12 protein-coding genes are annotated in these 11,808 nt (G+C 37.7%); 1 reads left to right on the forward strand and 11 read right to left on the reverse strand.

Annotated elements, in window-relative coordinates:
• Positions 1-6: 6 nt before the first annotated feature.
• Entirely contained in the window at positions 7-1,644 is a 1,638-nt protein-coding gene (locus JOC76_RS20705) for a YceG family protein (RefSeq protein ID WP_205180685.1), read from the reverse strand.
• Positions 1,645-1,857: 213 nt separating this feature from the next.
• Between JOC76_RS20705 and JOC76_RS20710 the strand changes: the two genes are divergently transcribed.
• Positions 1,858-2,103 (forward strand): hypothetical protein, encoded by a 246-nt coding sequence (locus JOC76_RS20710; protein WP_205180686.1) that lies wholly within the window; start codon positions 1,858-1,860, stop codon positions 2,101-2,103.
• Positions 2,104-2,105: 2 nt separating this feature from the next.
• Here the strand turns inward: JOC76_RS20710 and JOC76_RS20715 are convergent, their stop codons facing one another.
• The 10 genes from JOC76_RS20715 to JOC76_RS20760 form a co-directional block, all read right to left on the reverse strand.
• A complete protein-coding gene (locus tag JOC76_RS20715; protein WP_205180687.1) occupies positions 2,106-2,909 on the reverse strand; it encodes an HAD family hydrolase in 804 nt (267 codons plus the stop codon).
• Entirely contained in the window at positions 2,906-4,027 is a 1,122-nt protein-coding gene (locus JOC76_RS20720; protein ID WP_205180688.1) for a cysteine protease StiP family protein, read from the reverse strand. The genes JOC76_RS20715 and JOC76_RS20720 overlap by 4 nt, the downstream gene beginning before the upstream one ends.
• Positions 4,008-5,381: a phosphoribosyltransferase family protein gene (locus JOC76_RS20725; protein WP_205180689.1), complete on the reverse strand. Its 1,374-nt coding sequence runs from the start codon at positions 5,379-5,381 to the stop codon at positions 4,008-4,010. Before JOC76_RS20725 ends, JOC76_RS20720 begins: the two co-directional genes overlap by 20 nt.
• Entirely contained in the window at positions 5,323-6,519 is a 1,197-nt protein-coding gene (locus tag JOC76_RS20730; RefSeq protein ID WP_205180690.1) for an HpcH/HpaI aldolase/citrate lyase family protein, read from the reverse strand. The genes JOC76_RS20725 and JOC76_RS20730 overlap by 59 nt, the downstream gene beginning before the upstream one ends.
• A 75-nt stretch (positions 6,520-6,594) precedes the next feature.
• Positions 6,595-7,371, reverse strand: coding sequence for a TerC family protein (locus tag JOC76_RS20735; protein WP_205180691.1), 777 nt, complete (start codon positions 7,369-7,371; stop codon positions 6,595-6,597).
• Between the two features lie 76 nt (positions 7,372-7,447).
• Positions 7,448-8,029: a TerD family protein gene (locus JOC76_RS20740; RefSeq protein WP_205180692.1), complete on the reverse strand. Its 582-nt coding sequence runs from the start codon at positions 8,027-8,029 to the stop codon at positions 7,448-7,450.
• 85 nt (positions 8,030-8,114) lie between these two features.
• Positions 8,115-8,708 (reverse strand): YpjP family protein, encoded by a 594-nt coding sequence (locus tag JOC76_RS20745; RefSeq protein WP_205180693.1) that lies wholly within the window; start codon positions 8,706-8,708, stop codon positions 8,115-8,117.
• 295 nt (positions 8,709-9,003) lie between these two features.
• Positions 9,004-9,780 carry a class I SAM-dependent methyltransferase gene (locus tag JOC76_RS20750; RefSeq protein WP_205180749.1) on the reverse strand — a complete coding sequence of 259 codons (777 nt, stop codon included), beginning with the start codon at positions 9,778-9,780 and terminating at the stop codon, positions 9,004-9,006.
• 210 nt (positions 9,781-9,990) lie between these two features.
• On the reverse strand, positions 9,991-10,425 hold the full coding sequence (locus tag JOC76_RS20755) for a BrxA/BrxB family bacilliredoxin (protein ID WP_205180694.1): 435 nt from the start codon (positions 10,423-10,425) through the stop codon (positions 9,991-9,993).
• A gap of 58 nt (positions 10,426-10,483) precedes the next feature.
• Entirely contained in the window at positions 10,484-11,617 is a 1,134-nt protein-coding gene (locus tag JOC76_RS20760) for a conserved virulence factor C family protein (RefSeq protein ID WP_205180750.1), read from the reverse strand.
• Between the last annotated feature and the right edge of the window lie 191 nt (positions 11,618-11,808).

Raw genomic sequence — 11,808 nt, forward strand, 5'->3', positions numbered from 1 at the left:
CACTGTTTAATCTCCCCTTAAATTTTTTAAGATTCCTTGAATGAGCCCTTTCTTAAAAAGTGAAGGCTCTTTAAACTCCAAGTCAAACACTACTTCATCAAGCCAGTGTTTATCAAACAATCGTTCATCGACAAAATTTTCGATATCATTATGGCCTGGTGGATTATACAAAATGAGATCAATCCCAAAATGATTAAGAAGCAAAAGCAGTGCTGCATCAGACCTAGATAGCATTCCTGTCGTCTCGTTATTGTAAATAATTAATTTAGGAACATGCTGCGAATAATCAAATTTCTCCATTAACTGAATGATATTCTTGGGCATAAACATGGCCTGTGTAAATAGAAATATCTTCACTTCCTCGCTAGATTCCGTGGAAAGTGGTTTTAAGCCGGGTGTTTCACAAATTTTTCTCACGGCATGAGCAATTCCTTTTTGCAGTCCTGATGCTAAGAAGGAATAGGGCCAATAATGTGATTGCATCACCTTCTCCACATTTACCATACCATCCTTACCAAGAGCATTTCGATAATGGAAGCGAAAATCACTAGTGAATGGACTTGTCAAAGGCAGCTTTTTTAGCAGTAAGCTATGTTCTAATTGACTTAAGGATTGAAGCCGGTCCCAATATTCTTTGCGGTTTTTACTAACTCCTTGGATCTTAGCAAATATCGAAGGGATTTTAACTTCGCCATTCCTTACCTCAAAATCAGGACGAATCATCGCTATTTCCTTCGAAAGTATAAACAACTCATCATAGGTTGTCTTTAACGTTATAGAAGAAGGAAAATACTCCCGTAATTGCCATGGTTTATAAAGACCAGAACCCTCTTGATTTAGGATTGTCTCAATTTCTTTTGACGCACGGTATGCAATGGTGGTTTTCCGACTACGTTTTTCCTTTGGAAATGACTCAGCGGGCTCTTTTTTTGGGTAATGATAGGTGAATATCTCATCCGTGACTATTCCTGTTAAAATATCACGGCCTTCCGGATGAAAGATAACCAGATCACAGCCAAGTTTGACTAAATAAAATAAAAAGTATTGATGACTTTTTTTAAAGTCGCCATACCATAAGAATTTAGGCATCGCCATTTGCGGGTCAGCAATTTCTAACTGTGGTTGCAAATGATTGATCGACCATTTAACTAAATCGACGAGTACCCTTCTAAGTTCATGGTTTTTCAATCCATTTGTTTCGCTTTTTACAAATAATTCAAGGGTGTTAATCATTGCCTCTCTTAGTTTTCGATGAATGATCGGCACCTTTGATTTTAACAAAAGCTGTTCACCATCCAGAAACGCTGTAAAACGGTTAATTGAAAGCTTTTGTTCATTAGTAAGATTTATAACCCTTTGAATGGCTTGAAAGTGTTCATTGTTAATTGTTTTATCCAGATTTTCCTCACTTAATAGTACAAGATTCCATTCTGGATTATGGACAAAATCAAACAATTGGTTATAATATTCGTCCGTATCTATTGGTAATCCTAAAATCTTTCCAATTACTTGCCCAATCTGAATGACTCCATTTTCTACTGAATAATTGGGCCGTTCTGGCAGCGATTTTTTCAGCATGCCCTGCCAATTTTCAACTGAAAGGGGTAGAGGATGGGCGTTTAACTGATTTAATGGTGGATACATTCATAATCCCTTCCCTTTAAAAGCAACGCTTTGTTAACGTTTAGAAAATTATGTAAGGTTTCCCTATCATCATATCACAGTTATTTCATTGGTTCATTTGTTTATACGGAAGAGAGCTAAATTTGTTTCATTTTACAGCTGTACATCACATTTTTCACACTTTTACATGTCCCTACATACTAATGGAGTACACATACGAAGTAGGTGACACAAATGAGATTCTTTTATAAACGACCAAATCCTAAATCTGTTTCTGAGGAGTTAGAAACATTAATGGAAGTCATGGTTTCTGATATGTTTATCTATTTAGATTTATTTATTTTTAGCTTAATCTTTACCATGTTCATGTCCCCTGTCATCCCGTCATTATTCATGAAAATTCTATTTTTCTTAGCGAGTTATGGTTTCTTTTATAGCCTCTACTATTTTATTGTTAGTAAAATCATGATAAAAAAATAGAATCAATCCAATAGCTTATAAACCTTTTGGATAATCTCTTCCCCGGCTTTAACGCCACTAGTTGTTGTAATCATTGAATACTCCTCACCTGAGACGCTCATCAGTTGTCTGGCTAGTTCTCCATGGTTTGGAACAAATCGGTATTGACAGTCTTTTAGAAAATCCCAATCAAGCATGGAATCTCCCGCTCCAGCAAACGCATATAAACCTTCAAGATTACAGATCTGATTCAGTGCGTTGCCTTTACTAATCGCTTTGGGAACAAGGTAAAGTTTTCTACCTTGTAGCGAAGTCCTCCATCCATATTTGTCAGCTAAATGTTCAATGGCTATTCTATCAGAATCAGATGGAAGGCAATTTAGCAGATAATAAAAAAACCATTGCTCAGCCTGTTTTTTTTCCCCATCGAGGTGGATTCCCTCCTTTAAAAGAATTGAAACCAACTCTGTCTGTGAAACGGACTCCATTTTCAGACGGTTGTATAGATGAAAGGACCATTCTTTCATTGGCTTCCCGTTAAAAAGAATATTTGCGCCATTTGAAGTAATGGCATATTTTATGGGAATATCTTTTTTAAAAATAACAAACCTACTAAACTGTGCCGTTGTTCGCGTTGTAACGGGGACGAATAAGCATCTTTCTGAAAGCTCTTTCAATAGACTGTGAGATGTTTTGGTCATATAGGCGACCCAGTTGCTATCCTTTTGTTCTACAGGTGTTAAGGGTAATTCTTCTGGCCTTCCCAATTCAGCAATTGCTCGTTGAGAGTATATGATTGTCCGATCAAGGTCAGATGCAAAAATCATTTTTCTATCCCCTTGACTTTTTTAATTAGACCACAGCATAAATACTTCATTCCAGGATAGAGTTCGACTTCCACGCCCTTTTCTTTTGCTAGCATGAGAATATGTTTAACAAAAGGGCTTGATGGGTCACGAAGCAATATTTTCCATGGTACCCTGCGGAGAAGAACTCTGGTTGTTTCTCCAACCCCTGGTTTAATATAATGGGTGTTTTCGATTGAAAAATCCAATTGAATTTTTTTCACATCTTCCATTCCTAAAAATCCAGTATCGAATCTCTTATTTAATTGTTTCGTAGCCATCTCTTTCGCTTCCGAATGAATGGCAGAAAACTCTTTGGTGATTAGTTCAATAAAATCATTGGAAACATCCGCCTCAAGTAAATTCCGGTAATATTTAGCACCATGAAAATCATTTGTACCAATAAAAGCTTGATTTAAAACGGTCCTGCTCACTAACCCGGAAACGGTTGAATTTAAACAAGCACTGGGAATTAGAAAATCCTCTCTTGTCCCAAATAATTTGGTGCAACAACCAGGATCTGCAATAACTGCCAGTGTATCATCAAGCTTTAGCCCATATTTTTTTTCATAAGCTTGGCAGGCCTTTGTTAATTCAATGGAAATAGCTCCTTTACCTGTCCAGCCGTCAACAAATTGAATGGCACCATTTGGGTGTTCTTGACGAATATAATGAAGCGCATTTTCATCAATACCTTTATCACGAATAATAGATATACTATAATGCGGTAAGCTGATTCCATACTTCAACATTAAGTATCGTTTGATTAATATTCCAACCGGTGTACCTGCCCGAGCCAGTGAAACCAAAACGGTTTGAGAGCCCTTTAATTGATAAATCTGCTCAGATACAATCCCAACACACATCGCTACTTTTTGTTTATATTGCAGCAAAGTGTCCCAAAAAAGGTCCACATACTCTTTAGGGGGCTGATATTCGATTGGAAGTGATTCACTATAATGGCCTCCTGATTGTATCTTTAATTCCCGGTTAAGAGCAGTATCCTCTAGTGCTATTTCACTTAAATCCTTTAATAAAAATAAAACATCATCCTCACGATAGCTTCCCATTTTCGCAGGTTTATTTAGTAATTTTTTCATTTTGTTCACCTCTGTTTCTTGAAAGAAAAACAATCTTAATTGATTGAAAACCTAATTTCCCAAAACGCTCAAGCATCGGCTGCAACTGTCTTGTAGAAACTTCCCTTTCAAAAAATACAAACAATTCATCATAATGGTTGAGAGGGATATTATAAACAAAGTGAGGAACCTTGCTATTCTCAGGATTAGGGAAGCCAACACCGTACTGCGCTCCATAGCCTGTATGGTTTTTTATATATATCGGGCTTCTCGTTGTAGATTGATAATGAACTCCGCTTCCCATCTCAGCAGCTAATTTCATTGGTATATACATAAATTCTCCGGTACCAAGGCATAGTGTTCTTGCCCCGATTCTTTTCTGCCTTAAGAATTCAGCAGCTGCAGAAATTCGATCATGAATGATTATATTTTCTAAGCTCTCTAGACCGAAACGACCTGTTTCTTTAATGAATGGAATTGTCTTTAATTCATCTTGAGCAAAATATGAGCTAGAAGTAAAATAAGAATCCAACTGTAATGTTTCAATAAACACCCCATTCTCAGCAGTTCTTTCGTTTACTTGTTGTTCCTCTAACTTTCTTAATTGTTGGATCTTAACATGACCAGATAATAAACTAATCACATTTATCTTAATCCCTAGATCTTTCTCCAGATTTGAAAACTTTTGTTTAGATTCTTCAGAGCGCCAATCCAAAATGCTTATAATTGTATATTCTTTTCTCGGAAATTTATCTTGAATAAATTGGATTATATTTAATGCCGTTTTACCAGTTGTTAGTTCATCATCTACAAGAATAATTTCCCGCTGATGATTAATCATTTCTAAAGGAACATAGCAACGATGAGAGGTTGCGTGAGAGTGCTCCTCCTCAAATGTTATCACAGGTCTTTCCCTGTAAATTTCTTCTCTGGTTGTATGAAAAAACTCAGCAGATTTGAAACAATCAAAAAAGGCATGTGCCAGAGCTGTAGCAGTTTCAGCAAAACCGATAATAACGGGATTTATACTCTCAGGTATAAAAGGACAGCTAGAATAGGGGCCTCCCTTAAGAAATGAAGATAGTAATCTCTCTTTTTCTTTACATTCAAATCCTTTAATCTTTTCTATGTATCTGGCCCCAAGGAGAGCAGCAACCAACAGTCCTTTTTCCGGTGTGATTGGCAGATGTTTGCCTAAGACCTTGCTTACAAATAAAAACGAGCGCTTCTTATTGATTCTCGCTGCCATTGTAAAGAGTTCGTTAATTGGAATATGATATGGGTTTTCAAGACGGTCGATTTCCACCTTTATGGCCTCAAGGATGTTGAACGTATACTTCTTTTCTGATAAGGTCAATGTTTGTGCATTCTTCATGTAACACCCCGTAAATCTGTGATTTTAATAATATTTTCTTGGCCCAAAAATAATGAGGCTTAACTTCATTCATTTTATTCGCAAAATCACTTTTCATAACTCCATTGTTGCTATCACTTGCTTTTACAATATTTCTAGCATCGATAAATTCTTCATAGGATACCACATTAAGAGCCTGAACAACTTTTATATGCGAGGGATGGATAATGGTTTTTCCCGTTAACCCATTACTAATATCCATTAAGATTTCACGGATTAGCCCATCCATATTTTCATCAATCAATTTGGCCCTCCATTTGAGCCCTTCCTCCCCGTAGCGTTCCCAAAAAGGAGTTTGCCGAAGCTGAGGCTTTAACATTCTTTTTTTTGCAGAAAAATATTCCCAAACAGGACCAGATACTACATAGGGACTATCAAATCGTTGAAAGACATTAATAATATCAGATATGCAATCTCTTAAAACCGCAATATCGTAAACCGTTGTATCCATATTTCTCCGGATTCCGTATAATCCACAGAAGTCAGTTGCACCTATCCGAACATTCAGAATATAATTCCTGTATTGATCTAAAAGTTGCTTAATCCCGATTAACTCATCCATCCTTGACTCTCTCTGAATTACCTTAGGGGATTCAAGGATAGGCATTGCATAAAATGGATGAGCATCCGTATGAATATCACGAACCATTTCCAATATATCTCTACCATTTTCCACACTAAACTTAGGAATGACTACTCCTGTTAGAAGATTCAATGCATCTCCTAACTGTTCAGACAATTGTTTCAATTGGTCTAGATGTCGAATTCTAATAAACATCAACGGTAAATCCTCATGGTTTATTAAGCCTTTCCTACATTCCACATGTAACCTTAATAATTCCTTAATGAGTAACACTTCAGCCAAAGCCACATCTTTGTCACCTATGGCATCTTCCAAATCAATAACAAGCGAGGTTAGACCTACGTGTTTTTTTGAAAGGATCTCCTGATGGATATTAGGCCGAGTAGCGGGCATGTAGAGTGTAGCACCTAAACCATAGGACAAAAGTTCACGATTTGTGTATTTTGTGAATGCCCTAGGTCTTTGGAAGAAATACCGTTTAATCTCATCCTCATAAAAATATGTAAAAAATTCCATACCAGTTTCTCCTCTATAAATGGTAAAAAAGAGAGGGAAACAGACTATCGTCAGCTCCCCACCCTTTAATAAACATTATGAATTATTTTCCCTGCTGCCTTCCTTTTTCTTATTCTGAAAGTGAACGATAAAAGTAGCACCAAAAGTAAGTAATAAAATTATAAAGAAAGTAATATGGCTCATTTCAATATGAAACACGGTAAGTAGCATTTTGATGGCAATAATCAATATTAAAATATAGGCGGTTGTTTCTAGTTCTGGCACACGATCAATCAGTGTTAAGAACACGCCTGCTACACCGCGCATCATTAATACACCTAATATACCGCCTAAGAATAATACCCAAACCTTTTCACTAACACCGAACGCTGCCAATACGCTGTCAACGGAAAAGGCAATATCCATCAATTCTACTGCAACAACAGTTCCCCAGAATGTTCCAAACAGGCGCATCAAAAGTCCTTTTTGATTTATTCCTTCCGCTTGTTCTTCTTCTTCCTCGGAACCTTTTCGTTTATCGATAAAGTATTTAATCGATAGCCATGCCAAGTAACCTGCACCTAGAACTTTTACCCACCATAGTTTGATTAAGTACACACCAATGCCAATTGCAATGAAACGAAACGCATAAGCTCCTAGTAAACCGTAAAATAGGGCTTTTTTTCGTTTTTCGGGCGGTAGGTGCTTTACCATAACCGCTAATACTAAAGCATTATCCGCAGAAAGTAAACCTTCTAAAATAATAAGAGTACCAATCAATCCCCAGCTAACGGGATCTGATAACACCTCTCCCCACATTTCCCAGTTAAAAAACTGTGAATATGTTTCTAAAATATGTTGAAAAACTGACATTAAAAAAATCCTCCCAGATAGTATACATAATTTTGTAAAAAGACCCATCACCACTGGGTCTTTTTATCTCTCAATATTACCCAACAGATAATCCAAAGTCTGTTGCTAAAGCCGCTAATCCGCCTTGATAGCCGCTGCCAATCGCACTAAATTTCCATTCACCATTGTGGCGGTATAATTCTCCAACTACAATAGCCGTTTCAATCGAAAAATCTTCACCAAGATCATATCGGATTAATTCTTCCCCAGTTGCCTCATTGAAAATTCGGGCATACGAATTACTTACCTGGCCAAAGTTTTGGTTTCGTTTGTCTGCTTCATGAATGGTTATTGTAAAAGCGATGCGCTGAATATTTGCCGGAACATCTGAAAGATTAATTTTCACTTGTTCATCATCGCCATCTCCAGCACCTGTCCGGTTATCACCAGTATGTACGACCGCACCATTTGCACCTTGTGGATTATTGTAAAAAACAAAATCTGCTTCATTCGTTACCTTGCCGTTCTCTCCTAATAGAAACACGGATGAATCCAAGTCAAAATCATTTCCGCCATCATATTTATTCGTGTCCCATCCTAGTCCAACCACAACACTTGTTAAACCCGGATTTGTTTTAGTTAAATCAACTTTTTGACCCTTTGATAAACTAACTGCCATTTTTCATTCCTCCATTTTTGGTGATAAACTATTTACGAGTGTTTCTAAAAAAGGTTTCATTTTTGATAAAAATTATTTATTAATCCTAGCTCATCCATTTAGGCGGGGTATTTTTGGCCCAATAAATGCTGCCTAATTCATAATGAGTATGAAACTGATCATGATAGGTATGATAGTGAAAGTTGAACCAATAACCTTCTTGCGGCGGATTATCCCGTCTTACATGGAAACGTAAAATATCTTTCCCCGAAACACTATCTTTTATATTAAAAATTTTTTCCGAAAGACCTGCACCAGGTTGTTCGGTAATGGTTAGGTTCTTTACTTCACTTTCAGGAAACTGAGTGGCTGTTTCTTCTAAAGCCCTTTCAATATTTGGTAGAATGATTTCGCGAAATTCATTTTCGATGACAGGCTTTATTCTTGTACCAAATTTTTGATAGGATTGAATTTCAGCTTGTTTGATTAGACCCTGTATAAACTCTTCTCTGTTAAATTCTGATTCTACTACATAATTATTGGAATGAACGTAATTTCTTTCAGGAGCGGCAGTTTCAACCCCATCCCGTTCAGTTATTTTGTTAGCATTAGCTTGATTCATTAATTGTGTCGGAGTAACAAGTCCAAATGTTAGTATGGATATGGTCACAAAAAGCGATTTACGCAGCCATTTGTTCATGCAGGGTTCACACCTTTATATTCAAATAATCTATTAATTTATTTTCCTTATAGACTATTATACTTCCTTTTTGGATTAATTGGAAAAATTAGTTTATCCTATTTTAAAAAAGAAAAGCGGAAGCTCCTTGGTCAGCCCCGACAAGCATAAGACGCTCCCAAAAGGAAAGCGCTTTTTGCCTTCATTTTGGGAGTGGCTGTAGACCATCGAGGGGCTAGGCGCTGCAGCTAGACAATTCTCAAATTCGAAATTTAATACTTTTTTATCATAAAAAAAGAACTGAAACGACGGGCTTTCAGTTCTTTTCAATCACTCCAAAATGGAATTTTGCGGTTTTTCGCCGCAGGACTTGAAACCCATATTTTTCAAAACGGAGACTTTTGAAATGGTCTTTTAATACTACTCTAAGTTTAGCAACTCTAATGGCTTCATTGATTATTTCATGGGTCAAATTATCATGTATGGCAATATGACCTAAAGCCTTAATCCCATTAGACTCAAGGATTTTTTCTTCAAACATTGGATCAAAATAAACACAATCTACAGATTCATCTTCTTGTTCTCTTAAAAAACTCAGCGCTTCTTTATCAATTACATGTATACGACTCATGGCATCATCCATGAAGGGTATTCCGGACTCCCAAGTTTTCAGTCCTCTTTTAACCAGATAAGCTAAGTATTTTTCCCCTTCAAGTCCAATTACCCTTCCTTGTCTGCCAACCAGGAAGCTTGCAACTATAGCATCTGAGGCAAGACCAAGGGTGCAGTCTAGAACCGTCATTCCCTTTGTAAGTTTTGCTGCATCGGCATAAGGATCGTACTCCCCATTAATCAGCCTCTTGATTCGAAACATGGCGGAATTAGGGTGAAAGAAAAATGGCTCAACACTATTCCTTTCAAAAAGCTCTAATTGTTCTTTCCCCACTACAATACAGCCGCTGTCTGCCTGTTGTTGAATCAGATTTATTGATCTCTTTTTTCTTGGGAGGTAGGGAACCTGCAAATGCTCAGCAATTTTCTTTGCTTCTATAATCATTTCTTGGGTAGTCCTCCCTGCAGTAGTAACAAACATATCATCAACTCTTTTCTGACAAGAAAGCTCAAGGCGCTCGGTTATCGGCGACAAGCTCAAGAAGAGCCGGCCGAAAGGTTGTTCTGTAACCTTTTGGACGGATTGGCTTGTGACATCGAGCCGATGGCGCCTGGAGCTGGACAATTCTCGAAGTTCAAATTTAAACATTCTTATCTAATAAAAAGAAAGGGACGTCTATCGACATCCCCCTTAACAGTTTGCTTCAAATGCACCTAATAGGTTTTGCATGACCACTTCCATCGGCATGCCTTCAATATCATGTCTAGGTATAAAATGAACCACTTGTTTACCTTTTAGTAATGCCATGGATGGTGATGAAGGTTCAATTCCCTCAAAGTATTCACGCATTTTTGCTGTTGCTTCTTTATCTTGTCCGGCAAAAACAGTGACTAAATGATCCGGTTTTTTCTCGCTATTTAACACCGCCTGGGTTGCTGCAGGACGTGCTAAACCAGCCGCACAGCCACATACAGAATTCACGACAACAAGTGTTAAACCTGTTGTTTTTTCCATGAAGTTCTCAACCTCATCAGCCGTTTGAAGCTCCTCGAAGCCTGCTCTTGTTAACTCTTCTCGCATTGGTACTACCATTTGTCTCATATACTCTTCGTACGCATTTGACATATACATTCACTCCATTTCTTCTTCATAAGAATACTATAATCAACCCTATTTTTCAAAATCACTGATCTGACTTTCTAGCTTCGGTCATTTGTTTCCAAACTGAACCCTTCGCTTCCTCTCCGCCTTCAATTCTCTCGATTGCCATTTTTATTTGCAAGCTGACTTCGAACTCTGGATCGTTTTCAGCCTCTTTGAGGCTTAAGAGTGATGTTTCATCCCCTTCTTCATATAGAAACATTGCCGCTCTCCACCGGACAAGCTTACTAGGATCCTTCAACGCCTTTGCCATTTCCTCAGAAGCCTCCGAAAAGCCTAAATCCGATAAACAATCACCTGCTGTTCTCCGTACGGTTACAGTTTTATCCTTAAGTGCCTTATATAATAATGGCAGCACTTTTTTATCTTTAATCATCCCAAGATAAACAGTTGCAAGTCTGCGAATAGAGGGTTTCTCATCTAATAGAGCTTTTTCTAACATTGGTAAATCCTCTAGTTCCGGATCATCCATTTGCTCTAAGAGCTGATAACGAATCTGCCAGTCCGGATTATCTAGATCCTTGATGGTTACTTTTTTATGTGCTCGCTTTGTTTTTTGAATGATTGGCGTATCGACATTTTGCGCTTTTTTAACAAGTTCTTCAAGACGTTCCGTTGGATAAGCGGCAATTAATTCCTCCACTACCTCTTGACCAATTTGTTCAAATTCGCCGTACCGGACTCCTTGTTGATGCCATTTACGCAAAAGAATATAATTATCTTCGGGCAATTCGGCCTCTTCCCTTGCTTTTAAAAAATATTCAGGCATACCAACCCTTCGTTCATTAGAGCTATCGGTTAATTTAACCTGCAGTGGAATGTCCTTAAACATTTGAACTTCTACCTTAATTTCGCCAAAATGCGCATCGACCGTGTTAACGTTGGCGGTTTCATCCGCCTTTTCCCCAAACGCCTGGCGAACTTGTGGTAATAATTCCTTCCAATCATATTTTGCATTCCGTTCCACAGCTAGAAAATCAGCAACATGGTAAACACCCTTTATTCCATCAATTTTCAAAATTGCCTGGATAATAGGTGGTGCCTCCTGCGCTGTTTCTTTTTTATAATTATGGCTTTTACCCATTGGGAGTTCTTGGTCTAGAATAATTTTCATTGTATTTGGACTTGGCGTTGGTTCAATCGCCTTAATTTTCAACAAAATCACCTAATTCTTAAGGTTTTCTTTTTACAAGTTTAACATAAGGTTAATATTCTATTCATTTGATTTGCTTGAAGCACAAAAGCGGAATCGCCTTGAACAGCCCAGAAAAGCATAAGACGCTCAGGGAAAGAAGGCGTTCTTTGCCTTCATTCCCTGAGTGGCTGAAGACCATCGAGGGGCTAGTC

This window comes from Neobacillus cucumis (assembly GCF_016908975.1).
In the GTDB taxonomy this organism is placed as follows: Bacteria; Bacillota; Bacilli; order Bacillales; family Cytobacillaceae; genus Neobacillus; species Neobacillus cucumis.